Below are 26391 nucleotides of genomic sequence, written 5' to 3'. Positions count from 1 at the left end.
AACCACATACCCGGCTTGTTGTTGATCTAAAACAACATAAATGACAGGGATAATGGCGTGAGAGGTAAAGTAGTACATTGCCTGACGGTGCTGGCAGCGGTGTGGATGCTGAGCGGAGCGGCCTGGGCGCAGACATGGAACATTGGCGTCTTAGCCATGCGTGGGGAGGTCACCACACGTAATCACTGGCAGCCGCTGGAAACCCTGCTGAATCAGCAAATCGCCGGTGAACGGTTTCATATTCAACCGCTGGACCTGCACCAGATGCAAGATGCCGTGAACCGGGGAACCGTGCAGTTTGTGGTGACCAATCCGGCGCAGTTTGTGCAGTTAAACAACCGCGCAGCGCTACGCTGGCTGGCATCCTTACGCTCCACCCGCGGCGGAAAAGCAACCAGCAATGTGATTGGTAGTGCGATCCTGGTCAGGCGTGACGGAGGGATCGCGTCGGCACACGATCTGATCGGCAAAACGGTGGGGGCGATCGATGCCCAGGCATTTGGCGGCTATTTGCTGGGTTATAAAGCGCTTATCGATGCGGGATTGCGCCCGGAGCGCGATTTGCGCCTGAGGTTCACTGGCTTTCCCGCCGACGCGTTAGTCTATTTATTGCGTGAGCAAGCCGTTCAGGCCGTGATTGTGCCGGTATGTCTGCTGGAAAAAATGGATGAAGAAGGGCTGATCCATAAAGCCGATTTTAAGGTGGTGCTCAACCATCCGACGTCGATTCCCTGCCTGAGTAGCACGCCGCTTTATCCTGACTGGTCCTTCGCCGCACTGCCGGCAGTGAGTGATGAACTTGCCGATCGCGTCACCCGGGTGCTGTTTAATGCCCCACAAGATGCGCCTTTTCGCTGGGGAGCTCCCGCCTCGACCCGCGAGGTCGAAACGTTGCTCCGTGACGTTCGCCAGCACCCGCAGCAGCGTCAACTGTGGCTGGATATCAAAAGCTGGTTTATCCAGCATCAACTGGTAATGGGGGCCGCAGCGGTGGTTCTGCTGTTGCTCACACTCAACTACATCTGGGTGATGCTGTTGGTCCGTCGTCGTGGCAGGCTGCTCGAGCGTAACAATGTGCTGTTGCGCAAGCAGGAGCAGGCCCTGGAAACCGCGCGTCAGATGAGCGTCCTCGGCGAGATGACGTCCGGGTTTGCCCATGAACTTAACCAGCCTCTCTCGGCTATCCGTCACTACGCGCAAGGCTGCCTGATTCGCCTGCGCGGCCAGGATAGACAGCACCCGCTGTTACCTGCGCTGGAGCAGATTGACGCTCAGGCACAGCGGGGGGCTGATACGTTGCGCAATCTGCGTCTGTGGGCCAGCCAGGCGCAGGGCAATCCGGTAATGACGGATGACTGGCAGGCGATCAACATCCGCGATGCTGTCCACCACGTCTGGCAATTATTACGTATGGCGCAGCAATTTCCTGACGTCACGCTGCAAACGACGGTCAGCGCAAACTTAACGCTGACGCTGCCCAGCGTTCTGCTGGAACAAGTACTGGCAAATCTGGTGCTTAACGCCGCTCAGGCAGGGGCCAGTACGGTGTGGTTTACCGCTCAACATGAGGACGACGGTATCAGCATACAGGTACAGGATAACGCCGGAGGCATCGATGAAACTCAGCTTTTTCAGGCGTTCCAACCGTTTATGACTACCCGCAAAGAAGGAATGGGGCTGGGATTGGTCATATGCCAACGCCTGGTTCGCTATGCCGGCGGCGAGATCAGCATCAACAATCAGCAGGCTCCGGATGGTCGGGCAGGCGTCGCGGTAAGATTACATTTTAAGCCAACACAGAAAGGGGGCGATTGTGGCGATCATTCATCTGCTGGATGACGATGTAGCCGTCACCCAGGCCTGCGCATTTTTACTGGAAAGTCTGGGATACGAGGTCCGATGCTGGCAGCACGGAGAAACCTTCCTGGCCGAGGTTAATCTGCATCAGGTCGGGGTTTTGTTACTGGATATGCGTATGCCGGGGCTGGATGGACAAGGTGTACATGACGAGATGCTACGGCGCGGCAGCACGCTGGCGGTGGTCTTTCTTACCGGGCATGGCGATGTACCGATGGCGGTCACGCAAATGAAACGTGGAGCGGTCGATTTTCTGCAAAAGCCGGTTTCTGCCGGACCGCTTCAGGACGCACTGGAACATGCTCTGCAGGTTTCCATTACGGCATGCACACGCCATGAGATTGTCGCCTGTTACCAACAGCTTACCCCAAAGGAACGACAACTGGCCGGTCTGGTGGCACAAGGATTGATGAACCGGGAAATCGCAGATGCAATGAATATTGCGGTCCGTACCGTTGAGGTTCACCGGGCAAGAGTGATGGAAAAAATGCAGGCAGGGAGCTTGGCTGAGCTGGTTAACCGACTGCAGCAGGTTCTGTAGATTCATGACAGTTATTTGATTTTCATTGATTTTTTGTCTAATTAGCCAGACTGATATATGCTGTTGGTTTGAGCTAATGACGAGCAGGCAAATATGGGTAATCAGACCAAAGATGACGAACTGTACCGCGAGATGTGCAGAGTTGTTGGTAAAGTAGTACTGGAAATGCGCGATCTGGGACAAGAGCCTAAACATATCGTCATTGCCGGTGTACTGAGAACCACCCTCGCCAATCAGCGTGTGCAACGCAGTGAGTTAGAAAAACAGGCCATGGAGACGGTGATTAAAGCGTTAGCCGGTTGACCTGAAAAGGGCGGTGGAGCAAGGCTGCCGCCCTGTAATTTTTCCACGGTATTCTATCAATATATATAATTCATCTTTGAAAATAAAAAGTGCAGAAAAATGTATCTGTCGTTATGTATTGTATTATATATCGATTAAAGCAAACGCTTATATTTGGAGGTGTAATCACAAATATTTTTAATGCAGATGAAATACTATTTCAACCTGCCTTAATGATAATAAATATCACTCCGCATTAATTATTCTCCTTCCCGTTTTTACTTGATAACGATCAAGGTTACAGGCTATGAATAACCACATTATTTATCCGCCTAACCCCAAAGGGTTATTCCTGTCTTGAGGGTAAAGATTCACTCCGTTTAACCACCGTCATTGATGCGATCAGGTTAGGGCAAAAATAACACGTGTTGTCGGCAACATCAGTGGCCCGATTTGGCCTGCCCGGCGCGTATAAACATGAGCACTGGATGTGTTGCTGCTACAGCGTTTGCGAAGAGGATGCGAAATAAATGAACCAGGTTGATCGTCCATTTTTAGATTGTGGTTTAACGCGACTTGAATTTCTGCGGATATCAGGAAAAGGTCTGGCAGGGTTAACCATTGCCCCCGCACTGTTATCACTTTTTGGCTGTAAGCAGGAAGATGTCGATAGCGGCACTGTCGGGCTGATTAACACGCCGAAAGGAGTGCTGGTGACGCAACGCGCACGCTGCACAGGATGCCACCGCTGCGAAATTTCTTGTACGAATTATAATGATGGCGCCGTTGGCACCTTCTTTTCCCGTATCAAAATCCATCGCAACTTTTTCTTTGGTGACAACGGCGTCGGTTCCGGTGGCGGACTGTACGGCGATTTAAACTACACCGCCGACACCTGCCGCCAGTGCAAAGATCCGCAATGTATGGCTGTCTGCCCGATTGGCGCAATTACCTGGAAACAGGAAGACGGCTGTATTGCGGTGGATCACAAGCGCTGCATTGGCTGTAGCGCGTGTACCACGGCCTGTCCCTGGATGATGGCGACTGTAAATACCGAAACCAAAAAATCCTCAAAATGTGTGTTGTGTGGGGAATGCGCCAATGCTTGTCCGACTGGAGCATTAAAAATTATCGAATGGAAAGAGATTACCGTTTGATGGAAAGCAGGCTTGCCTGATACGCGTCATTAATTGTCAATAATATTGCCGCTATGTACAGAAATGCGGCCAGCAAAATGACGGGTAAATACCCAAAATAATTCGAGTTGCATGAAGGCGGCAAGTGAGTGAATCCCCAGGAGCATAGATAACTATGTGACTGGGGTGAAGGAACGTAGCTAACGCACATGCAGCTTGAAGTATGACGGGTATATCTATTAAACCTTCTCGCAAAGGAAAACATGATGGCTAATGGTTGGACAGGTAATATTTTACGGGTCAATCTCACGACGGGTAATATCACCGTGGAAGATTCCAGTAAATTTAAAAAATTTGTCGGTGGGATGGGCTTTGGTTATAAAATTATGTACGACGAAGTCCCGCCAGGCACAAAACCTTTTGATGAAGGGAATAAACTGGTTTTCGCCACCGGTCCCCTCACTGGCTCGGGCGCACCCTGCAGTTCACGCGTCAATATCACCTCATTATCAACCTTTACCAAAGGTAATTTAGTCGTTGATGCCCATATGGGCGGCTTCTTTGCGGCACAAATGAAATTTGCCGGCTATGACGCGATTGTGATTGAAGGTAAGGCGGCATCGCCTGTCTGGATCAATATCAAAGACGACAAAGTCAGCATCGAAAAAGCCGACTTCCTGTGGGGCAAGGGTACACGCGCTACGACCGAAGAAATTTGTCGCATCACCAGCCCGGAAACCTGCGTCACCGCCATCGGTCAGGCGGGAGAAAATCTGGTACCTCTGTCCTGTATGATCAACAGCCGCAACCACAGCGGCGGTGCTGGCACCGGTGCGGTGATGGGCTCGAAGAACCTGAAGGCCATTGCGGTTGAAGGCACAAAAGGGGTCAACATCGCCGATCGCAAAGAGATGAAGCGGCTGAACGATTACATGATGACCGAGCTTATCGGCGCTAACAACAACCATGTGGTGCCGAGCACGCCACAGGCGTGGGCTGAATATTCATCGCCAAACTCACGCTGGACGGCGCGTAAAGGGCTGTTCTGGGGCGCGGCGGAAGGCGGCCCGATTGAAACGGGGGAAATCCCGCCAGGCAACCAAAATACCGTCGGCTTTCGTACCTACAAGTCGGTGTTCGATCTCGGACCGGCCGCAGAAAAATACACGGTCAAAATGAGCGGCTGTCACTCATGCCCGATTCGCTGTATGACCCAGCTCAACGTCCCGCGTGTTAAAGATTTTGGTGTACCGAGTACCGGTGGTAACACCTGCGTGGCGAACTTCGTGCACACCACGATTTTCCCGCACGGCCCGAAAGATTTTGACGAGAAAGATGATGGCCGCGTGGTGGGGAATCTGGTTGGCCTGAACCTGTTCGACGACTACGGTATCTGGTGTAACTACGGGCAATTGCACCGTGATTTCACCTACTGCTACGCCAAAGGCGTTTTTAAACGCGTGCTGCCGGCCGAAGAGTATGCCGAGATCCGTTGGGATCAGCTGGAAGCGGGCGATCCTAATTTTATTAAAGATTTCTACTACCGCCTGGCGCATCGCGTCGGTGAACTCAGCCACCTTGCAGATGGGTCATATGCCATTGCCGAACGCTGGAATTTAGGCGACGAGTACTGGGGCTATGCCAAAAACAAACTGTGGTCGCCGTTTGGTTTTCCTGTTCACCATGCTAACGAGGCCTCGGCACAGGTGGGGGCGATCACCAACTGCATGTTTAACCGTGACTGCATGGCGCACACCCACATCAACTTCATCGGCTCTGGTTTGCCGTTGAAATTACAGCGTGAAGTGGCGGGTGAGTTGTTTGGCTCACAGGATGCCTACGACGAAACAAAAAACTACACCCCAATCAACGCCGCCAAAATTAAATATGCCAAATGGACGCTGCTGAAGGTCTGTCTCCATAACGCCGTCACGCTGTGCAACTGGGTCTGGCCGATGACGGTGTCGCCGTTGAAGAGTCGAAACTATCGTGGGGATCTGGATCTGGAAGCGAAATTCTTCCAGGCGGTAACCGGTGATGAAACAACGCAGGCAAGCCTGGATCTCGCCGCCGAGCGTATTTTTACGTTGCACCGTGCCTATACAGTGAAACTGATGCAAACCAAAGATATGCGCAATGAGCACGATCTTATCTGCTCTTGGGTCTTCGACAAAGATCCTAAGATCCCGGTGTTTACCGAAGGGACCGACAAAATGGATCGGGAAGATATGCGCCAGTCATTGACGATGTTCTATCAGGAAATGGGCTGGGACCCGGAACTCGGCTGCCCAACGCGTGAAACCCTGAATCGCCTCGGTCTTGAGGATGTGGCAGCCGATCTGGCTGCGCAGAATCTGCTGCCGGCGTAAGGAACGCGAGATGACTAACGTGAGCGACGTTCTGGTCGCCGATGAGGAAGCGTGTATAGCGCTTCCTGATGAGGTGGATAGCCAAAAACGACAGTGGCTACAGGCGTTACACCCGGCCGTAGAGCACAGCAACACGCCGCAGGTCGAAGAGCCGGTGACGGCGGAGTCAATAATGGCGGATTTTATCCGCCAGCACTCCGCGTCTGGCCAGTTGGTGGCGCGCGGTGTGTTTTTGCAGCCACCTTATTCAATGCCTGAAACAGACCTTACGCTGCTGCTGGACGCCATGCATGAGCAGGCGGGAAGTGCGGATATTACCTGCGTGCAGGGTGCGGAAGATGTGTATTTCTACTCGACGCAGACCATGACGGCTAACTATGCCGACATGTGCGTGCAGGTGGTGGAAAACGATATCTGCCGGGCGATCGCCGAGGCGGTGCGCTTTGACTGCCGAACGTATCCTCGCCCGTATAAGGTCGCCATGCTCGGACAGTCGCCGTATCACTTTGCACCTCAACAGATAGCCGCGGCGCTGACTGCCATGGAAACGCACCCGGATTACGCAGATATACGCGTTGTGGAAGCGTCGAATGCGGAACCTTATCTGTTTAGCGAGCGCTTTATGCGCTACGGCAAGGCGTACGGCCTGTGTGAATGGCTTGAGGTTGAGCAGTACCAGAACCCCTGAATTGATCAGGTAAATGTCATGGAACGTGTGGACGATCACTGTCACAGCATTAGAGGATAACCCGATGTCCTTCACCCGACGAAAATTTGTTATTGGCATGGGGACGGTGATTTTTTTCACCGGCCCAGGCCAAACCTTGTTAGCAAGTACCAAAAATACGCAAGCGGTTCGTTATGTCATGATTCATGATGAGTCATTGTGCAACGGCTGTAATATTTGTGCCCGAGCGTGCAGAAAAACCAACCATGTTCCAGCCCAGGGTAGCCGTTTGTCGATTGCCCATATTCCGGTGTCGGATAACGACAACGAAACCCTGTATCACTATTTCCGCCAGTCCTGCCAGCATTGTGACGATGCGCCCTGTATTGAGGTGTGTCCGACCGGTGCTTCCTGGCGCGATGAGAATGGGATTGTGCGGGTTGACGCCGCGCGTTGCATTGGCTGTAGCTACTGCATAGGGGCCTGTCCTTATCAGGTTCGCTATCTTAATCCGCAAACCAAAGTGGCCGACAAATGTGACTTCTGCGCCGAGTCACGTCTGGCAAAAGGCTTCCCGCCTATCTGCGTGAATGCGTGCCCGGAACATGCGCTGATATTTGGGCGCGAAGATAGTCCGCAGGTTCAGGCCTGGCTGCGCGAAAACAAGTTTTACGAGTATCAGCTGGCAGGCGCCGGGAAACCCCATCTGTATCGTCGGTTCGGTCAACATTTGATTAAAAAGGATAATGTATGAACGCGTCGCAGAATGCCGAACAGTTTCATGCGCAACTTGCGCAGTACGTCCCCTTGTTTAAGCCCGACTACTGGCCCGTCTGGCTGGTGGCTGCCGGGTTAATGCTGGTGGGGATGTGGCTGGTGCTGGCGCTACACGCCATGTTGCGCTTTCGCTCTGCCAATAAAGCGTCAGCCGGGCACGGTGAGAAAGTTTATCTGTACTCTAAGGCGGTCCGCCTGTGGCACTGGTCGAATGCGCTGCTGTTTTTACTGCTGCTGGGCAGTGGCCTGCTCAACCACTTTTCTGCCGTCAGCGCCCCGGTAATGAAAAGCCTGCATGCTGTGCACGAAATCTGTGGCTTCTTGCTGCTGGCGTGCTGGATTGGCTTTGTGCTGATCAACCTGATCGGTGGCAACGGGCATCACTATATGATTAAACGCCAGGGCTGGATTGGGCGGGCGCAACGACAGACGCGGTTTTATCTGTTTGGCATTATGCAGGGTGAGGCACACCCGTTCCCGGCATCCACGCGGTCTAAGTTCAACCCGTTACAGCAGGCGGCCTATGTCGGCGTAATGTACGGACTGTTACCGCTGTTGCTGATTTCTGGTTTGCTGTCGCTGTATCCGCAAGCGGTGGGCGATCTGTTCCCGGGTGTGCGTTACTGGTTGCTGCAGGCGCACTTTGCGCTGGCGATAGTGAGTCTGTTTTTCATTTTTGGACATCTTTATCTCTGCACCACGGGACGCACACCGGGCGAAACCTTCAGGTGCATGGTGGATGGCTATCATCGGCATTAAGCAATGATGATAACCTCTAGTGACTTACGGGCCTGGCGCGTCGGGCCCGTGTTGTACCGCTGGTTTCTGCGTTCGTTTCCCGACGGCGGCAGCTATGCGGATGTTCACCGAGCGCTTGAACGAGAGGGTTTCGGCGACTGGGCAGACAGCCTCGTGGAATATGGCTGGTCTAAATGGCTGAATGAGGCGCGCTTTGTGCAGCAGGATATTTTCGCCATGGCGCGTTTAGCCAGCCCGCAAACGGCTGACGACAACGGCAGACAGCTGGCGAGTGCGACGGACAGCGACAGCCTTGGCAGTGCAGGTGATAACGTCAAAATAGCCAGCGCCGGGTACGCCGCACAGATTGCCAGCGCGGGGTACAGCGCCCGCATTGGCAGCGTGGGGTACAATACGCATGTCGGCAGCTCCGGTAATCGCAGCAGAATCGCGGTCGCGGGAAACTCCACGCGCATTAGCAGCGTGGGAAACAGTACGCGCATCGCCAGTACCGGCATGCGTGTGCGTATCAGTTCGTTGGGCGAGCGCAGCCGTATTGCCAGCAGCGGCGATCTCACGCAGATCGCCAGCTTTGGCCCTGAGTCAAAGATTGCTAACTGTGCTGACAATGTGCACATTATTGCCAGCGGTGAAAATGCGGTCGTTGCCAGTACCGGCGAGGTCGATTCAATCATTCTCGGCCCCGGTGGATGTGCCGCGCTTGCCTATCACGACGGGGAGAGAATGCGGTTTGCCGTGGCTATCGAGGGCGAGAATAATATCCGTGCCGGTGTGAAATACCGGCTCAACGACGACCACCAGTTTGTGGCCTGCTGAGCCGTGGCATTATTTTAGTGCGAACCGATGCCGGGCGACTCTCTCCAGCCCAAAACACAGCAGGTAGTAAACCAGTCCGGTAAAGACAAAAATCGCAGCCGGATAAATCTGCACGCGGCTGTTCACCTGACCGGCAACCGTCGTCAGTTCAGGAACGTTGACGATAAACGCCAGCGACGTATCCTTTAGTAACCCAATAAAAATCCCCGTCAGCGATGGCAGAATATTACGCAGCACCTGTGGCAGTAAAATCAGCCACAACGTCTGAAACGGGCGAAATCCTTGAGCCACTGACGCCTCATACTGACCGCCAGGCAGCGCATTTAAGCCCGCATACACGGAGTGCATCACCGAGGCGGCGGTAAACCAGGCCAGCGCCAGCGTGACGGTCGCCGCCCCTGGTAGATCGCTGCCTGTCAGCATGGGCAGCAGGTACCACATCCAGAAAATGACAAAAATGAGCGGAATGCCGCGAATAAACTCCGCCCAGACAAACAGTCCCTTGCGCACCACGCCCGGGAACCGCCACGCGCAGCAGGCGAGGAGAATCCCGGCGGGCAGCGCCAGCACCGCAGCGCCAATTGCCATCAGTAACGTGAGCAGAACTCCCCCCGGCTGTCCCTGTGCCGCGCGTCCCCACAGGAGATAGTCCAGATTGTCGGTAATCACCGAAATATTAGCGATCATGCTGTGGACTCCGGATGCTCAAAATGTGGGTTTTTACCGTAGATCGCTTTGCCGGTACGGGCCGAGGGCCAAGTCGCGTGAGCAGCATTCCCAGCACAAGCCCAGTGAGCAGATACAGCCCGGTGCCGACGGCAAACGCTTCCAGCGCGTGGGCGTTATAACTCTCGATTTGCCGAACCTGGTAGGTCAGTTCAGCGAAACCAATACCGCTGGCAAGCGATGAGAGCTTCATTAAATTGAGATACTGCCCGACGATTGGCTGCCAGGCGTTCGCCAGGGCCTGAGGCAACAGAATATGCCGAAAGACCGCCCAGGAAGAAAAACCCTGCGCCACGGCGGCTTCCCGCTGCCCGCTGGACACCGCCTGTAAACCGGAGGCGATTTCCTCCACCAAAAAAGCTGACGTAAAAATCCCCAGCCCCCAGGCCGAACAGAGAAACTCCGGCGTTAACCACCAGACCTCTCCCGGCAGAATGGACCACGGGTGCTCAGCATTGATGAAGGTAATTACCCCTCGGGGAAGCAGATTCCATGCGGCGAAATACCAGAACATCAGTTGTACCAGTAACGGCGTGTTGCGAAAAACTGAAACCCACACGCTGACCATGCCACCGGCGATGCGATTACCCGAAAGGCGCAGGCCGAGCAGTAAGATGGCCAGCAATGTGGCGAGTACGATCCCCACCAGTGTCACCCATAGCGTGGTCAGAAAACCTGACATTATCCATTGCAGAGGTTGCCCGCTCAGCACTCCCTGCCAGTCCATTGCGTGCATTATAACGATGACTCCTGATGTAACGGGTCGAGAACTTTTTTCAGGAAACGTCGGGTCCTTGGGTGCTGCGGGCGGGTAAAGAACGCCTCGGGGGGCGCCACTTCGAGAATGTCGCCGCCATCAATGAAAACCACCCGATCGGCAATCTCGCGGGCGAAATGCATTTCGTGAGTGACGACAATCATCGTGATGCCACTATGGGCGAGGTTTTTCATCACCAGCAGCACTTCGCCGATCATTTCGGGATCCAGCGCGGAAGTGGGTTCATCAAACAGGATGATTTGTGGAGAGGAGGCCAGGGCGCGGGCGATGGCAACGCGCTGTTGCTGACCGCCGGAAAGCTGTGCGGCGTAGGCCTCGGCTTTGTCAGCCAGTCCGACCTGTTCCAGCAGCTCAAGTGCGCGTTGTTTCGCCTCCGTTTTATTCCAGCCGTGAACATATTCCAGCGCCAGCGAGATGTTCTGCTGCGCCGTCAGATGTGCGTAAAGATTGAACTGCTGGAATACAAAACCAATGCGACTGCGTAACTGACGTAAGGCCGCGCCGCGCAGCTGGCCGATCGGGTGGTCATCAATGAAAATATCGCCCCCGCTAAGTGATTCAAGCTGATTGATCAGGCGAATAAGCGTAGATTTCCCTGAGCCGGAAGGGCCCAGAATGGTGACCACTTCACCGGGCTCCACGGTCAGGTTAACGTCATTTAACACCACCTGCGCGTCATACTGTTTATGCACATTGCGCAGCTCGACCCGCGCCTGACGCAACTGCGTAAAATCCGCAGCTGGTGCTGCGGAGCGAGGAAACAGACCTGAGAGCATATTACTTCGCTTCTATTTTAAAGGCGCGGGGCTGGGAATTTTTGGTGTCAGGCCCAAACCAGACATCGTAGATTTTGGCCGCCTGACCGGTCGACTCAAGCTTCAGCAGCTCGTCGTTTACCGCGTTTAACAGCGCTGTTTCGCCTTTTTTCACCCCTACGCCGATCTCTTCTTTACTCAGCAGGTCAGGTAAAATTTTGAAATCTGCTTTATCCGGTGCGCCACCTAACAGGCCCGCCAGAATCGTACTGTCCTGGGTGATGGCCTGAACATTGCCATTACGCAGCGCGGTCAGCGCCAGCGGAATATCGTCGTAGGCCAGTACGCGTGACTGTGGGAAGCGCTGATGTAGCGCCTGTTCACCGGTAGTGCCTTTCACCGCACCGATGCGTGCCTTGCTGTAATCATCAAGCTTGTCCGGGGATTTTGCGGGCACCAGGAACTGCTGTCCGGTGACAAAATAGGGGACCGAAAAGTCGATGACCTGCGCCCGCTCCGGCGTAATCGTAATATCCGCAACGATTAAATCGGCCTTACCGGATTGCAACAGCGGAATGCGGTTGGCCGGATTGGTTGCCACCAGTTCCAGTTTTACACCGAGTGATTTTGCCAGCGCTTCGGCAAAGTCCACGTCGTAGCCGACAATTTTATGTGTTTTCGCATCAACAGAGCCAAATGGTGGATTCGCGTCGAATGTCGCGACTTTCACCACGCCTGCAGCTTTGATATCGGCCAGTTGATCGGCCTGAGCCTGCGAAGCCATCATGCCCGACGCGGACAATATGCTAAGTGCCAGGATTGATTTTTTAGCGCGCTGAATTTTCGTTGCCATCATTATATGAAATCCCTGTAGTTATTGGTTTGTGCTATTAACGCTCCCATAACTTATCGATGGCGCAAAATAAGAAAAAATTCTTATCTATATACAAAATGATATTAGTGAAATAGCTGTTAACAATGGGTAAATACAATGCAAATTATCCAGAAACGCTACTGTATTTCCATGCGGGCCTGTACCGATAACCGATAACCGATGTTGGATTGGGGCCAGTCATGCTGCGTGATAATTTTAACGATCTCTATTATCTCAAAGACGGTCAGGCGCGCCGTTTACGGGTTATTATTTGTATTATCCCAGCCGCAAACAGCACACCGCTGCCTTTGCACCGCTGATTGAAGCATTGCGCTATACACGCTGACTGGAGATAAAAAAACCGGCATTACGCCGGTTCAGGGATTAGATTTTGCAGGCATCGCCGCAGTCATTATCCGCAATCATTTCCTGTGCTTTTTTGTCTGCATCTTCCAGACGTTCCGCATTGCGCTCTTGCGCTTCATCAAGTCCATCAAAGACCAGATTATCGAGATCAATTTCCATCAGTCACCTGTTCAGGTTCAGCGTTTAACATCCCCTTATTATATTGCAAAAATGTTGCTGAACAGCAGCGATTCTTGCGATTTAGAGGCGTCTGTCAAATCAGATGCGCGTATTTTTCCGGTAGCGTGGTCCACAGATGTCGGTTGGCGGCGCTCAGGATGATATCCCGCATGCACTCCCGCGCCGTAACGCCTTGGCGAAGGCGAATGGCTTCCAGCAGCAGGCGGTGCTGTTCTACAGCATGCTCTGTTTCCCTGACCGAAGCCTCCTGTGTCTGTTTAAATGACAGCATCATAGCTGCTGAAAGCGCATTGCCAATCGACATCAAAAACGGGTTATGGCAGGACTTTAACAGCGCCGTGTGAAAGGCCAGATCGCCTTCCTCAAACAGCGCGATCTTATCCTGCTGTTGCCCACGCGACATCAGCGTCCAGGCCTCCTCAATGGCGGCCAAATCGCGGGCCGTGGCGTTGGCGGCGGCCAGCGCGGCGGCGTTAGGTTCGAACATTAGACGCGTTACCACCAGTTGTTCTGCGACATCAGGCGCAATACCCACTTCTTCCATCCAGCCCAGCACGTCGGTGTCGAGAAAACTCCAGAGTTCGCGCGGGTTTACCGTGCTGCGTCGTTTTGCCTGAATTGACAGCAAGCCTTTGGCTGACAGGACATGCAGCGCATTTCGCACTGAGGTTCGTGAGGCAGAGTACTGCACGGCAAGTTCATTTTCACCGGGGAGCATCTCCCCATCGCTCAGGGTCCCGCAGATGATCTTCATTGCCAGATCGCGGGTGATCGTTTCGGAAATTGTGGCCTGGGGCGTCGTCATAGTGTGCCTTGAAGATAAGAGAGTCCTTTCATTGTAACTATAAAGCAGTAGGTAACGCATACAAGATTTTATTTCATGTCCGTTCAGATTAATAAATATAACGATTTGTTGCACTTCTCGATCGCGCTCACAGATCGTTCATATAAAATTAACTACATTCTTGTCATACAAGATTGAGTTATTGAGGTTACAAGATGGCTGGGGCGTGGATTGCGATTGACTGGGGAACGTCTAACTTCCGAGCGTGGTTGATCAACGATAAAGACGTGCTGGATAAGCGCAGCGCCAACTGCGGGCTGCTTCATGTCGAGCAAGGTCAGTTTGACGCGACGCTGAAAACGCTGTTAGGCGACTGGCTTGCGCATGCCTCGCCGGTCATCGTGATGGCCGGGATGGTCGGATCGCAGCAGGGCTGGCATGACGTGGATTATTGTCCGCTCCCTGCCGGGGCCGACGGTCTGATTTCGCGCAGCAAATACTTCACCACCTCATGGGGGAGCGAGGCGTGGATTATTCCGGGTCTTCGTCAATCTTCCGCGGGTGAAATACCGGATGTGATGCGCGGTGAAGAGGTCCAGTTGCTCGGGCTGGCTTTACTGGAAGGGCTTGACGATTTTCAGGCGATTTTACCCGGTACGCACAGTAAACACGCTCGGGTCCGGCAGCGGCAGGTCACCGATTTTTCAACCTACATGACCGGTGAGTTGTACCACCTGCTGCTCGCGCATTCGCTTCTCGGACGCTCACTACCGGAAGCCGTTGAGGATGAGTCTGCTTTTTTGCGCGGCGTGAACGTTGCTCGTCGGGACCAGCCGTTAAGCCAACTGCTTTTTTCTGCCCGAACGCTGCGGCTTTCGGGAGAATTGCCTGCTTCCTCGGTAGGCGACTATCTCTCCGGCCTATTAATGGGCTCGGAGTTTACCACGGACTACGCCGGGCAAATCTGGCTGGTGGGCAGCGCGGCATTGACGCGTCGCTATCAGCTTGCCGCGACTGCGTGTGGGGTCCAGACACGCTGCATTGATGGCGATCGCTGTTTTATCGCCGGGATGCAGTCTCTTCAACATCAATTAACAGAGAAACGTAATGGACAGTTTTGATTTTGCCACGCTGTGGCAGAAAACGCCGCTGCCGATGATCGCCATTCTGCGCGGCCTGACGCCGGAGGATGCGCCTGAAATTGGTGATGCACTGCTTGAGGCGGGATTCACCTGGTTGGAGGTTCCGCTAAATTCACCACGAGCGCTCGATTCGATCACGCTGCTACGTGAACGCGCTGGCGCGCATGCTATCGTCGGGGCGGGTACCGTGTTGACGCCTGAACAGGTCGACAATGTCGTGGAGGCGGGCGGGCAGATGATTATCTCGCCAAATATGAACACGTCAGTGATCCACCGCAGCCGGGAACGTGGCGTCATCAGCTTACCGGGTGTGACGACACCGAGCGAAGCATTTATGGCGCTGGAGGCCGGAGCCAGTGGGCTGAAGTTTTATCCGGCGGAAATGATCTCCCCGGAGATACTGCGGGCGATGTGCGTGGTGCTGCCACCTCATATTGTTTGCATGCCGGTTGGCGGCGTTTCCGCCGAGGCGCAGCAGCTGAGACGCTGGTGCATGGGCGGTGCAAAAGGCTTTGGCTGCGGCGGCGGTCTGTACCGTGCGGGCGTAAGTCGTGAACAGGTTCTTCATAACGCACAGGCCTATGCGCAGGCATGGCAACAGGTAAACACCTGATCGTGCATCAATAACCCTTCAAGAGGCTGAAAGATGAATACGCGTACCCTTGATAGCGAAAATAAAAATGCGGTTTATCGTAAAGTGACCCGACGGCTGATCCCGTTTTTAATCCTGTGTTATTTCTTTGCTTACCTTGATCGTGTGAACGTGGGATTTGCCAAACTCCATATGCAGGATGCGCTGAATCTCAGCGATACGGTGTATGGCATTGGCGCGGGCATCTTTTTCATTGGTTACTTTATTTTTGAAGTACCCAGTAACCTGCTGATGCAGCGCTTTGGCCCCCGTTTTTGGATAGCGCGCATTATGGCCAGTTGGGCGGTGCTATCCGCATTAACGATGTTTGTCACCACCCCAACTCAGTTCTATGTCATTCGCTTCCTGCTCGGTGTAGCGGAAGCCGGGTTCTTCCCGGGTATTGTGTACTATTTAACGTTGTGGTTTCCCTCATGGCGCTCGGCGCGCACGCTGGGTCTGTTTATTCTGGTGACTCCGCTCTCGACTATTATCGGCAGCCCGCTGTCAGGGTTGATCCTGAAAATGTTTGAAGGTGTGGGTAATCTGCACAACTGGCAGTGGTTGTTCCTGGTGGAGGCGATCCCCTCATTCCTGCTGGCGTTTGTGGTACTGCGTTATCTCGACAACGATGTGAAATCGGCGACCTGGTTATCGGACCAGGAGAAAGCAGTTATTGAGCAGGATCTGCAAAAAGACCAGTTGGATAAAGACGCCGCCAATGCGGGAATGCCACAACATAGCCTGTCTGCGATGTTGCGTAACCGCTTTGTCTGGCTGCTGGCGGTGATCTTCTTTAGCTTCAACATTGGCTACTACGGGATTAACTTCTGGCTGCCGTCGATCATAAAAAGCTCAGGTGTGCAGGATGATTTAACGATTGGTCTGCTGGCAGCAGTTCCCTATATCTTCGGCGCAGCCTTCATGTTGTGGAACAGTCGTCATTCGGATTTGAAACAGGAGCGTCGCTGGCATATTGCGATCCCGGCAATCGTTGGCGCCATTGGACTGACATTCAGCGCCCTGAATGAAGGTTCAACGTTCTGGATGATGGCGTGGATCTGCGTGGCGATGTCCGGCACGTTATCACTGATTCCCACCTATATCAGCTTGCCTGGGACGCTGCTTTCGGGCACGGCCGCCGCCGCTGGCATCGCATTAGTCAACTCCATCGGTAATCTGGCCGGGTTCTTTGGCCCCACGGTTCTCGGCTGGCTGAAGGACACCACCGGTAGTACCAGCAGTGGATTGTACATTCTGGCGGGATTTCTGGTGCTGTGCGCACCGCTAATTTTCCTCATCCCGGCTCGCCTGGTTAACCCTCGCGATCGAAAAACGGCGGTACAGGCAGAAAACACCGTATTAACCAAAAGAGGTCATATATGAGCAGTTGTGGCAGCGGATGTGGCGGTTGTGGTGGCGAACACTTCAATCCGATCCTCAGTGGTGATGATGGCGCGTTAAAGCGCGCCCTCTACAAATCGATGGGCCACACGGACGAGCAACTTCGCCGTCCGGTGATTGCCGTAGTCAATAGCTATACCAATGCGACGGCGGGGCATGCCAATCTCAATGAGCTGACCGCGCATGTCCTGAAAGGGATTGATGAAGCGGGCGGGGTGGGGATGGTATTTGGCACTATCGCCCCCTGCGACGGTATTGCGGAAGGGCATCTCGGTATGCGCTATATTCTGGCGGCGCGTGAAATTATCGCCAGCTCGATAGAAGTGATGATGCGTGCCCACCGCTTTGACGGCATGGTGTTGCTGGGCTCGTGCGACAAAATTGTACCGGCCATGCTGATGGCGGCGGCGCGACTCGATATTCCGGCGATTCTGCTGAACGGCGGGCCGATGTATCCCGCAGAATATAAAGGCAAACACTGGGACGGCAATATTGTCACCGAGGCTATTGGCTGGAAACGTCGCGGCGAAATCGATGACGCTGAGTTCCGCCATATTGAAGATATTGCGGAGCCGGGGCACGGTTCCTGCACTATGTATGGTACGGCTAATACCATGTGCTGTATTGCGGAAGTGCTGGGCATGAGCTTGCCGGGGAGCAGTACGTTGCCCGCTATCTCGGGCGAACGACGGGAGTGCGCCTATGCAACAGGGATGACCGCAGTCGATTTGGTGAAGCGTGGGGTGAACGCCCGCCAGATTATTACGCGCGAATCTATCCTTAATGCGATGACCTATTTATTGGCGACGGGGGGATCAACGAACGCCATTCTGCATCTACAGGCCATTTATTACGAAGCGGAACTGGGCCATCTTCCTCTCTCGGAATTTGACGCCCTCAGTCATCAGGTGCCACTGGTAGCCTCGCTTTATCCTGCATCGGAATACGACATGATCGATTTCTGGGAAGCGGGAGGCGTAGCGGCGGTGGAAAAAGAGATCGTCAATCTGCTCGATCTCACTTGCCTGACGGTGAATGGGCAGACAAAAGGAGAATGGCTGAGAGACGTTCCGGTCACCCGTCGCCCGGAAGTGATTCATACTCTGGCAATCCCGGTGCGAAATGAGTCAGGCGTCGCCGTGCTGCACGGCAATCTTTCGCCGATGGGTTGTGTGGTGAAACCTGCAGCGGTCCCGGATCATTTGATGGTATTCACCGGGCCTGCTGTGGTCTTTAACAGTGAAGACGACGCGGTGGCGATGATCCTTTCGGGCGATATCCAGCCCGGCAGCGTGCTGGTTCTGCGCTATGAAGGACCAAAAGGTGGCCCCGGGATGCCGGAAATGTACAAGCCAATGAAATTCCTCGAAGGGATGAACCTCTCTGATTCCTGCGCGCTGATCACTGACGGGCGTTTTTCAGGCTCGAATCGCGGATTATTCGTGGGGCATATTTCACCCGAAGCCAGCGATGGCGGCGTGCTGGCGTTGGTTGAAAACGGTGATTCCATCAGCATTGATATTCCAAAGCGCGCCTTGACGTTGAATGTCGGAGAGCACGAGCTGAACCAACGTCAGCAACGTTGCCAGTTGGTGCACAAAGAGGTCCCGCGCGGATTCTTGCGTTTGTATCGTCGTTGGGCGTTACCGGCAGCGCAGGGCGCTGTGCTGGCTGACCGGGAGGATTTTTCATGAGTTCGGTCGATAAAATTCAGGGCGTCAATCCTATTGTGGCGATGCCGTTTACGCCGCAGGGTGACGTTGACAGGGGGAGTTTTCGCCGCCTGTTAGCCCATCTCAGTACCACCGGCGTTAACGGCCTGACGTTGTTTGGCATTGCCAGCGAATTTCCCAAGCTTGACGATATTGAACGAGTGCAGCTGGCGGAAATCTTTCTGGCGGAACTGGCGGATAGCCGCGTGTTTCGTGCTGTCTCTGTTACCGACCACAGCACCGACCTTGCTGTACGTCGGGCGCGTCGGTATCAGAGTATGGGGGCTGACGCGCTGATGCTTTTGCCACCGTTTTTCCTGCAACCGTCGCTTGCGGCCGTACAGGCGCATATTTCTGCGGTGCTGGAGGCGGTGACTATTCCCGTGATGGTGCAATACGCACCGGGTGAGACCGGATTTCCGGTCACGCCTGCGCAGTTGGCCGAGGTGGCAACACGCTATCCGCACGCGGTATTTAAGATTGAATGTAATCCGCCGGTGGCGTACACGCGTGAATTTCTCCAGCATGCACCCGAGGCCCATGTTCTGAACGGCTATGCCGGCCTGTATATGCTGCAAATGCTGGACGCGGGGGGAAAAGGCGTGATGCCGGGGTGCTCGTTCAGCGAAATTTATGTGCGCATTTATCATCACTGGCTGGCCGGAGAGCAGCAGCAGGCCGCGCAGTTGCATGATGCGCTGTTACCCTATATTCAGCGCTGGATGCAGCATTGTGAATACATCATTCAGATTGAAAAAACGTTATTGCTGCGCCGGGGGATTATTGCCGATGATTATTGTCGAAAACCTGGCTGGACCTTAACGGATGAGGATATTAATACGGTCGATCGCTTTATTGAACAGTTCGGTTTGTCGGTGTTGTCCGAACCGATAACCTGACATGCACACCAACGCCGCGCGCCTGAACTGAAACACCGATCTGGTGCGCGGCGGACCTCGCTAAACGCCTCTATTGTGTCCCTTTCTGAACCTGTCACAACCCGCCGTAATGTTAATGATATGTTTCGCAATGATGCGGTAAGCCTGTTTATTCAGGAACGTGATGCGCGATCATTTTTAACAATTTCATGACAAAACAACTATACATATAACTTAATATCTTTTATACATTAATCGTTAACCCCTGTGACTATTCCACAAAAGAGAAAGAGATATGGAACAGATACCTGATAATAAAAACGATAATTTTCAGAAAGATGGCAAAGAGCAGTTCAACCGTTCGATCGGACTTATCTCTAACTTTGCGCTGGGTTTTACTTACCTGTCACCGCTCACCGCCGTGTATTCGCTGTTTGCGCTTGCCGTAACGCTGGCAGGGCCACCGGCGGTATGGTGGATTTTAATCGTTGCATGTGGGCAACTTCTGGTGGCGCTGGTGTTTGGTGAAGTGGCCTCTCAGTATCCGATTACCGGGGGGCTGTATCCCTGGGCCAGAAGGTTGTGGGGGAAAAAATATGCGTGGATCGCCGCCTGGATCTATCTGTGGGCGCTGGTGGTAACTATCACCTCAATCGCGGAGTACACCTCAACCTTCGTCGAGTCGCTGTTCCACTATGGTCAGACGCCGGCCACCATGCTGCTGACATCCGTGGTGCTGCTGCTGTTGATGATGGCGGTGAATATGTCCGGGACAAAGAATCTTGCCCGGGTCGCCAAAATTGGTTTCTGGTGTGAAATTGTCAGCGTGATTGCGCTGGGGATTTACCTGCTGATATTCCACCGTTCACAGCCATTCTCGGTGATATTTGATTCCATGGGCGTGCTGGCCCAGGACGGAAGCTACTCCACCGCCTTTATGTCCGCCGCGCTGATGGGTCTGTTTATGTTCTTTGGCTTTGAAGCCTGCGGCAACGTTGCGGAAGAGGTGAAGAACCCAAGCAAAAAAATCCCGATTGCGATGATCCTGAGTATCGTGTTTGGCGCGATCTCGGCCATTATTTCCGTCATGGGGTATCTGCTGGCTTCGCCGAATCTGGTCAGCATTGTCAACGGTAAAACGGCCGATCCGATCCCGGCTATCCTCAATGAGGCCCTGGGGGAAACCGGCGCGACGGTCTTTATCATCGTCGCGATTATCGCCATGCTGTCGTGTATTCTGTCTCTCCAGGCTGCGCTGAGCCGCCTTATCTTCTCTTTCTCCCGTGACAGAATGCTGCCGGGAAGCGAGTGGATGTCCAAAATCTCTAAAAATGGTGTTCCCGATAATGCCATGGTGGTCAGTTGCTTACTGCCGGTGATTATCTGTGTTTGGGTCTATTTCCAGCCCGATAATCTGTCGCGCATTACCGCGTTTGCCGTTATCGGTATCTACATTTCTTTCCAGATGGTCGTACTGGCTGCGCTGCGCCAGCGCCTGAAAGGCTGGAAACCGGCGGGTGAGTGGACCATTGGCGGTTGGGGTACTCTGGTTAACGTGCTGGCGTTAGCTTACGGACTGTGCGGGATCTGGCTGCTGGCTCAGCCTGCCGACAGCAGCGATTTCATCGACCGCTGGACAGTGCTGTTTGGCCTGGCGATTGTGGTGGGTTCGGGACTGGTTTACATGTTCCTGACGCGTCCGTTTGGTCGCTCTGCGGCACCGGAAAATGATGCGATAGCCTACGCAAACAAGCTCAATATGGGGCAGGATAATTAAACAAAGGGCCTTCGGGCCCTTAGTGTTGATAGTGGTAAAGAATAAAGTAGTCGCTCTGATACACAATGCGGGTATTAGTCGGTGACAGTAATTCGCCCACGCGATAGCGCGGCCAACTGGAGAAGATAATCCGGTTTTCCAGATTGGTCAGAATGACATAGTCAGGTTGGGGGCAGGAGAGCAGTTCTGCCTCTATCTGGCTTACCAGCAGGTCGACGGCGGCGACGCCAAGAAACTGGTCATGGTAGTAAACGGGCACCGCCGAGGTCAGGGTGTAAGAAATGTTGCAGATATAGTCGACGTACGGTCCGTGAATATAGGCTTCACCTGCCGGAGGAGAATGCTTAAACCACTCGAAGGTTCTGAAATCCAACCGCTGCTGGGTGGCCTGATCTAAATCCAGATGCGCCTGACTCAGACCGTTATCTTTCTTATACCACCACTCCAGCAGCCAATACTCGTTGCGGGTTGGCGTATTCTCAATATGGCTGGCGAACCCTGCGCCTGAGCAATAGTGATTGTGATTCAGCGTGTGTTTAATGTGCTGCTGAACAGTGGCTCTCACTGCCGGGTCGAGGACCACCTCTGCCGAGCCTTTTTGTACACCGGCAATAGCCTCGTGGATGCTCCTCGCCAGCGCAACGGTAGACTCTACGGTAGAGACAGTAATATCATCAATTTTACGGATTAATGCGCTAAGGGATGTCGAAGAGCTCATGGTCTGTCCTGCCTTCACTGATGGTCAGTTCGCGTTATATTTCAGCTTTTTTTCAATAAGATAATAGGTAAATGTGTCGATAATCTGGGTGGCAAACTGCACCGACTCTGCCTCATTATGCACGGCCAGCGCATCGGCCAGCGCTGAATAGAGTGCAATAATCTCGGCGTGAATATTGCCAGAACGATAGAGTATAGCGACCAGCGAGGCCCATTCCGCCTGCACCTGCAGCTCCTGGTTCGCCAGCCGCGCTGAATGCGAACTGGCGGCGATCGCCAGCAGACAACGCATGTCGGCCTGGGTCATTAATTCGGGCGAATCCGCCTTTCTTAACACCTCAACAAACTCGCGAAATTTAGCGATATCCGCATTGGTCATGCGCCGGGAGGCCAGCCTGGCACTGTGGCTGATAATGGCGCAATGCATTTCGCCTAAGTCGGAAAGGTAATCTGTGCCAATCGATTTAAACGGATGCAGGGCGCTATTTTTGCCATTAATATTTTCGCAAACAAAGCTGCCGCCATTTCGGCCACGAACCGTATGGATAAGATTATTCGCCCGAAGCGTGTTAAGTGCTTCTCTGATGGTGATATGAGAGACGCCCATCATCTTTGCCAGGTCGGTTTCGTTGGGCAGTTGCTCTTTTGGCTCGAGCAATCCCGTAATGATGGCGTTTGAAAGGCGCTGCACAATCTGGTCGGAACGACTGACCTGCCCGATAGGCGCAAATATGACCGCATGAGTAATCATAATCTTTTCTGCACTCAATTCCCTGAAACCACAAACCTTTCTAACACAAGCCCGTCAGGCAAGGAAGGTCAGAATGGTCGCGTTATTTTACCTGCCCATGCGCAAAACCGTTGCACAGGCGGATGTGTGTCCCGTTAGCGTCAAATGACGATGAATAACCTTACCGCGAAAATGTAAAATTTAAGTTAAAAATGCGACGTTTATCATACTGTCAATGTTGCGCATTTGAAAAAATTTTACAATATATATATTACATAAGATTCTTTATGTATTAACGGGCAGGAGACAGTCATGAAAACCCTGAAGCATTTTATTAACGGACACTACGTGGCGGGCAGTACCGAAGACGCGTTTGAGCTGGTCAGCCCGGTGGACGGTGAAACATACGCGTTATCGCCCAATGGTGGGGCAGCAGAAGTCGATCTGGCCTACTCGGCCGCCGCTGCCGCGTTCAGTATCTGGAAGAAATCGACGCCCACACAGCGGCAAAAAGCGCTTCTGGCGCTGGCTGATGAAATCGAACGCAATGTAGAGCGACTGGTTAACGCCCAGAGTCAGGAAACTGGACAGCTGCGCCATTTTATTGAGAAAGAAGAGATCGCGGCCTCCTGCGACGCCATTCGATTTTTTGCCGGTGCCGCGCGCTGCCTTGAAGGGAAGGCTGCCGGTGAATATTCTGCCGGGTTCACCTCAACCATTCGTCGCGAACCGCTGGGTATTGTGGGGCAAGTCACGCCGTGGAATTACCCGTTTATGATGGCGGTGTGGAAGATAGCCCCTGCGCTGGCGGCAGGCAATACGGTGGTGCTTAAACCGAGTGACACCACGCCGGTCAGCACGCTGCTGCTGGCTGAGCTGGCCGCGCCGCTGTTCCCGAAAGGGGCGTTTAATGTGGTATTAGGGAAAGCCAAAACCGGTTCGCTGGTGGTGTCGAACCCGACGGCCTCACTGGTTTCGATTACTGGCTCGGTACGTGCGGGTCTACAGGTGGCCGCGTCGGCGGCGGCAAACCTGACCAAAGCCCATCTGGAGTTGGGCGGTAAAGCGCCCGCAGTGGTATTTGCCGACGCGAATATCGACAGGGCGATTGAGACGATCGCTACCGCCGGCTTTTTCAATGCCGGGCAAGATTGTACTGCCGCCACGCGAATTCTCGTCGAGCAGTCCGTTTATGCTGAGTTTTTGGAAAAATTGATCCAGAAAACAAAAAGCATCAAATTTGGTCCCCCGCAGGATAGGGATGCGCTATATGGCGCGTTGAATAGCCGGAACCAACTGGAGCAGGTGCAAGGTTTTATTGCGCGTCTGCCTGCGCATGCAAAAATTGAAACGGGTGGCAGAGCAGGGCCCGGACCGGGCTTCTACTTTGAGCCAACCATCATCTCCGGTCTGCATCAGCACGACGAAGCCATTCAACATGAAGTGTTTGGTCCGGTAATGGCGATTCAGTCCTTTTCGACTGACGAAGACGCGTTGCACAAAGCCAATGATGTGGAATACGGCCTGGCCGCAAGCGTCTGGACCGGTAACCACGGCCGCGCACAGCGTTTTTGCATTGACCTCGATTTTGGCACGGTGTGGATCAACAACCACATTCCCCTGTGTGCGGAAATGCCGCACGGCGGATTCAAGAAATCCGGCTACGGTAAAGATCTCTCTTCCTATGCTCTTGATGAATATACTAGAGTTAAACATATCATGTGCGATATCGCTGAATAGCGGGCAAATCGCAGCGGACGGACAGCAAGTCCGACGACGAATAATTCGAACATTTGTGCTGTTTTTTGGGCTGTGTGTGCGTGACAAAAGGACAAGTTAATGGCAATTACCCGACGTGATTTTCTCAACGGTGTGGCGGTCACCATCGCCGCGGGGCTGACCCCTCTGGATATGGTCAGAGCGGCAGGAAAAGGACATGAATTTATCGATGGAAGTTATTACCCACCCAGCCTGACGGGGCTGCGCGGTAACCATCCGGGTTCGTTTGAAATGGCTCACGCGTTGGGCCGTGAACAGAAAAAATTTGATTTAACGGCGCTTCCCATCGAGGAAAAATACGACCTGGTGGTGGTCGGTGGCGGCATTAGCGGGCTGGCGGCCGGATGCTTCTGGCGGCAACTTGTCGGGCAAAACAGCAAGGTTCTGATCCTCGACAACCATGATGATTTTGGCGGCCACGCCAAACGTAACGAATTTAGCACAGCCGGAAAAAAACTGATCGGCTATGGCGGCAGTGAGTCGTTTCAGTCGCCAGCGCATAATTTCAGCCCGGACGTACAAAAGCTGATGGAAACACTCGGCGTGAGCGCCACCAAGCTCAAAGAGAGTTTTGACGTCAACTTCTATCCAGACTGGCAGCTCAGTCGCGGCGTCTTTTTCGACAAAAAGAATTTTGGCGAGACCAAAATCGTCAGCGGCGATCCGGGACGCGCGGTTTCCGACGATATTCCACCGGACCGGCTCAACGGTCGTAAGATTGAAGACTTTATCAATGATTTTCCGTTGAGTGAGAGCGACCGAAAAGCGCTTATCGATCTGCATGTACGCCCTGGCGACTACCTTCCGGGCATGACGGTCGAGGAGAAAAGTAGCTGGCTGGATACCCACAGCTACAGTGAATTTCTGGCGACGAAAGTCGGTTTAAGCAAAATGGCACTGCTCTATTTCCAGCAGCGCTCCAACGATTTCTTTGCTATCGGCATAGAGGGCATTTCCTGTAGCGATGCCCGGGCATGCGCCTTACCGGGCATGGAAGCATTAGGTCTGCCGCCGCTGGACGGCGAGTCACTGGCCGACCTCGAAGAGCCGTATGTTTATCACTTTCCCGATGGCAACGCGGGACTGGCACGAATAATGGTCAGATATATGCTCCCAGATGCCTTGCCGGGGACCACCATGGAGGATTCCGTCCTCGCCAGATTGCATTACGAAAAGCTGGATCTGCCGGAAAATACCACGCGTTTGCGCCTCAACAGTAGCGTGATTAATGCGGCCAACGTGCCGGGCGGCGTGGCCGTAACCTATCTGCGTGACGGCAAATTGCATCGAGTGCACGCAAAAAACGCCATCATGGCGGGTTACAACATGATGATCCCGTACCTGGTGCCGGAAATGCCGAAACAACAGCAGGCAGACCTCAAGCTGAACGTAAAGGCGCCGCTGGTGTACACCAACGTAGTGGTGAAAAATTGGCAGGCGTTTAAGCAACTCGGCGTACATGAGTTTTATTCCCCGGCTGCGCCGTACAGCCGCATTAAGCTCGACTATCCAGTCAGCATTGGCGGCTATCAGCACCCGGCGACCCCGGACGATCCGATGGTGATTCATATGGTCTATGTGCCAACCTATCCGGGCAGTAACTTACCGGCGAGAGAACAATTCCGCCTGGGACGGGCCTATCTGCTGGGGACCACGTTTGCTGCGCATGAAGAGATGATCCGTGGCCAGTTGCAGGAGATGTTTGGCTCGACGGGTTTTGATAATCAACGGGATATCGCCGCTATTACGGTTAACCGCTGGGCGCATGGCTATGCTTATTACGCCAACCCGCTGTTCGACGACATGGATGAAATGGAGAAGGTTGTCGAACGGGCGCGCCAGCCCATCGGCCGGATCGCGATTGCCAACTCTGATGCTGACTGGAGCGCCTATGCTCATGCGGCTATCGATCAGGCATGGCGTGCGGTTAACGAACTCAAGGATATGGGGTGAT

Annotated in this window: 25 protein-coding genes and 1 pseudogene; 18 read left to right on the top strand and 8 right to left on the bottom strand. The window is 53.7% G+C overall.

The features are described 5' to 3' along the window. Positions 1 to 57: 57 nt before the first annotated feature. The 9 genes from ttrS (at position 58) to ydhT (ending at position 9204) form a co-directional block, all read left to right on the top strand. The gene (gene ttrS / locus QNN86_RS06830; protein WP_182269914.1) at positions 58 to 1839 is read left to right on the top strand and encodes a tetrathionate respiration histidine kinase TtrS; all 1782 of its coding nucleotides are present in this window, start codon (positions 58 to 60) and stop codon (positions 1837 to 1839) included. Beyond that, positions 1814 to 2398 carry a tetrathionate respiration response regulator TtrR gene (gene ttrR, locus QNN86_RS06825; protein ID WP_181619313.1) on the top strand — a complete coding sequence of 195 codons (585 nt, stop codon included), beginning with the start codon at positions 1814 to 1816 and terminating at the stop codon, positions 2396 to 2398. The genes ttrS and ttrR overlap by 26 nt, the downstream gene beginning before the upstream one ends. Positions 2399 to 2491: 93 nt before the next feature. Next, positions 2492 to 2701, top strand: a complete 210-nt coding sequence (gene fumD / locus QNN86_RS06820) for a fumarate hydratase FumD (protein WP_096757203.1) — start codon at positions 2492 to 2494, stop codon at positions 2699 to 2701. 509 nt (positions 2702 to 3210) lie between these two features. Then, positions 3211 to 3837, top strand: a complete 627-nt coding sequence (locus QNN86_RS06815; RefSeq protein ID WP_096757202.1) for a ferredoxin-like protein — start codon at positions 3211 to 3213, stop codon at positions 3835 to 3837. A gap of 245 nt (positions 3838 to 4082) precedes the next feature. After that, a complete protein-coding gene (locus tag QNN86_RS06810) occupies positions 4083 to 6185 on the top strand; it encodes an aldehyde ferredoxin oxidoreductase (RefSeq protein ID WP_137363036.1) in 2103 nt (700 codons plus the stop codon). A gap of 10 nt (positions 6186 to 6195) precedes the next feature. After that, the gene (locus QNN86_RS06805; protein WP_182269913.1) at positions 6196 to 6873 is read left to right on the top strand and encodes a YdhW family putative oxidoreductase system protein; all 678 of its coding nucleotides are present in this window, start codon (positions 6196 to 6198) and stop codon (positions 6871 to 6873) included. A gap of 64 nt (positions 6874 to 6937) precedes the next feature. After that, a complete protein-coding gene (locus QNN86_RS06800; protein WP_096757199.1) occupies positions 6938 to 7606 on the top strand; it encodes a 4Fe-4S dicluster domain-containing protein in 669 nt (222 codons plus the stop codon). Further along, positions 7603 to 8388: a thiosulfate reductase cytochrome B subunit gene (phsC, locus tag QNN86_RS06795; protein WP_117343030.1), complete on the top strand. Its 786-nt coding sequence runs from the start codon at positions 7603 to 7605 to the stop codon at positions 8386 to 8388. Before QNN86_RS06800 ends, phsC begins: the two co-directional genes overlap by 4 nt. Before the next feature lie 3 nt (positions 8389 to 8391). Further along, the gene (ydhT, locus tag QNN86_RS06790; RefSeq protein WP_414210821.1) at positions 8392 to 9204 is read left to right on the top strand and encodes a protein YdhT; all 813 of its coding nucleotides are present in this window, start codon (positions 8392 to 8394) and stop codon (positions 9202 to 9204) included. A gap of 9 nt (positions 9205 to 9213) precedes the next feature. On the opposite strand, the gene QNN86_RS06785 is transcribed toward ydhT, so the two are convergent. Genes QNN86_RS06785 through QNN86_RS06770 form a run of 4 tightly spaced genes read right to left on the bottom strand, consistent with a single transcriptional unit; the run spans position 9214 to position 12319 of the window. Further along, positions 9214 to 9891, bottom strand: coding sequence for an amino acid ABC transporter permease (locus QNN86_RS06785; protein WP_414210820.1), 678 nt, complete (start codon positions 9889 to 9891; stop codon positions 9214 to 9216). After that, positions 9881 to 10666 carry an amino acid ABC transporter permease gene (locus tag QNN86_RS06780; protein ID WP_414210819.1) on the bottom strand — a complete coding sequence of 262 codons (786 nt, stop codon included), beginning with the start codon at positions 10664 to 10666 and terminating at the stop codon, positions 9881 to 9883. The genes QNN86_RS06785 and QNN86_RS06780 overlap by 11 nt, the downstream gene beginning before the upstream one ends. Beyond that, positions 10666 to 11484, bottom strand: coding sequence for an amino acid ABC transporter ATP-binding protein (locus tag QNN86_RS06775; protein WP_115258615.1), 819 nt, complete (start codon positions 11482 to 11484; stop codon positions 10666 to 10668). The genes QNN86_RS06780 and QNN86_RS06775 overlap by 1 nt, the downstream gene beginning before the upstream one ends. 1 nt (position 11485) lies before the next feature. Then, a complete protein-coding gene (locus QNN86_RS06770) occupies positions 11486 to 12319 on the bottom strand; it encodes an ABC transporter substrate-binding protein (protein ID WP_414210818.1) in 834 nt (277 codons plus the stop codon). 271 nt (positions 12320 to 12590) lie between these two features. Between QNN86_RS06770 and QNN86_RS06765 the strand changes: the two are divergent. Then, positions 12591 to 12683 (top strand): annotated as a pseudogene (locus tag QNN86_RS06765) (LysR family transcriptional regulator); the annotation flags it as partial. A 38-nt stretch (positions 12684 to 12721) separates the two neighbouring features. Here the strand turns inward: QNN86_RS06765 and QNN86_RS06760 are convergent. Both QNN86_RS06760 and QNN86_RS06755 read right to left on the bottom strand, forming a co-directional pair. Next, entirely contained in the window at positions 12722 to 12862 is a 141-nt protein-coding gene (locus tag QNN86_RS06760) for a hypothetical protein (protein ID WP_096757192.1), read from the bottom strand. Between the two features lie 94 nt (positions 12863 to 12956). After that, positions 12957 to 13688, bottom strand: coding sequence for a FadR/GntR family transcriptional regulator (locus QNN86_RS06755; RefSeq protein WP_115258613.1), 732 nt, complete (start codon positions 13686 to 13688; stop codon positions 12957 to 12959). Positions 13689 to 13882: 194 nt separating this feature from the next. Between QNN86_RS06755 and QNN86_RS06750 the strand changes: the two genes are divergently transcribed. From QNN86_RS06750 to QNN86_RS06725, 6 genes are all read left to right on the top strand, one after another. After that, positions 13883 to 14788: a 2-dehydro-3-deoxygalactonokinase gene (locus QNN86_RS06750; protein ID WP_414210817.1), complete on the top strand. Its 906-nt coding sequence runs from the start codon at positions 13883 to 13885 to the stop codon at positions 14786 to 14788. Then, positions 14775 to 15422, top strand: a complete 648-nt coding sequence (locus QNN86_RS06745) for a 2-dehydro-3-deoxy-6-phosphogalactonate aldolase (protein ID WP_174361079.1) — start codon at positions 14775 to 14777, stop codon at positions 15420 to 15422. The genes QNN86_RS06750 and QNN86_RS06745 overlap by 14 nt, the downstream gene beginning before the upstream one ends. A 33-nt stretch (positions 15423 to 15455) precedes the next feature. Next, complete coding sequence (locus QNN86_RS06740; protein WP_115258610.1) at positions 15456 to 16826, top strand: MFS transporter; 1371 nt, start codon at positions 15456 to 15458, stop codon at positions 16824 to 16826. Further along, positions 16823 to 18538, top strand: coding sequence for a dihydroxy-acid dehydratase (gene ilvD / locus QNN86_RS06735; protein ID WP_414210816.1), 1716 nt, complete (start codon positions 16823 to 16825; stop codon positions 18536 to 18538). Before QNN86_RS06740 ends, ilvD begins: the two co-directional genes overlap by 4 nt. Further along, the gene (locus tag QNN86_RS06730; protein ID WP_182269908.1) at positions 18535 to 19455 is read left to right on the top strand and encodes a dihydrodipicolinate synthase family protein; all 921 of its coding nucleotides are present in this window, start codon (positions 18535 to 18537) and stop codon (positions 19453 to 19455) included. The genes ilvD and QNN86_RS06730 overlap by 4 nt, the downstream gene beginning before the upstream one ends. A gap of 274 nt (positions 19456 to 19729) precedes the next feature. Then, the gene (locus QNN86_RS06725) at positions 19730 to 21211 is read left to right on the top strand and encodes an APC family permease (protein WP_414210815.1); all 1482 of its coding nucleotides are present in this window, start codon (positions 19730 to 19732) and stop codon (positions 21209 to 21211) included. Positions 21212 to 21230: 19 nt separating this feature from the next. On the opposite strand, the gene QNN86_RS06720 is transcribed toward QNN86_RS06725, so the two are convergent. Further along, the gene (locus tag QNN86_RS06720) at positions 21231 to 21929 is read right to left on the bottom strand and encodes a cache domain-containing protein (protein ID WP_182269906.1); all 699 of its coding nucleotides are present in this window, start codon (positions 21927 to 21929) and stop codon (positions 21231 to 21233) included. 24 nt (positions 21930 to 21953) lie between these two features. Next, positions 21954 to 22679, bottom strand: coding sequence for a FadR/GntR family transcriptional regulator (locus QNN86_RS06715; RefSeq protein WP_414210814.1), 726 nt, complete (start codon positions 22677 to 22679; stop codon positions 21954 to 21956). Between the two features lie 291 nt (positions 22680 to 22970). Between QNN86_RS06715 and QNN86_RS06710 the strand changes: the two genes are divergently transcribed. After that, entirely contained in the window at positions 22971 to 24398 is a 1428-nt protein-coding gene (locus QNN86_RS06710) for an aminobutyraldehyde dehydrogenase (protein ID WP_414210813.1), read from the top strand. Positions 24399 to 24497: 99 nt separating this feature from the next. Further along, positions 24498 to 26390, top strand: coding sequence for an NAD(P)-binding protein (locus tag QNN86_RS06705; RefSeq protein WP_414210812.1), 1893 nt, complete (start codon positions 24498 to 24500; stop codon positions 26388 to 26390). The last annotated feature ends 1 nt before the right edge of the window (position 26391 follow it).

Origin of the sequence: Citrobacter sp. C348 (assembly GCF_047467975.1) — a bacterium.
Classification (GTDB): Bacteria; Pseudomonadota; Gammaproteobacteria; order Enterobacterales; family Enterobacteriaceae; genus Citrobacter; species Citrobacter gillenii.
Note: the sequence above shows the minus strand (reverse complement) of the source record. Positions and strands in the feature narration are given on the sequence as shown.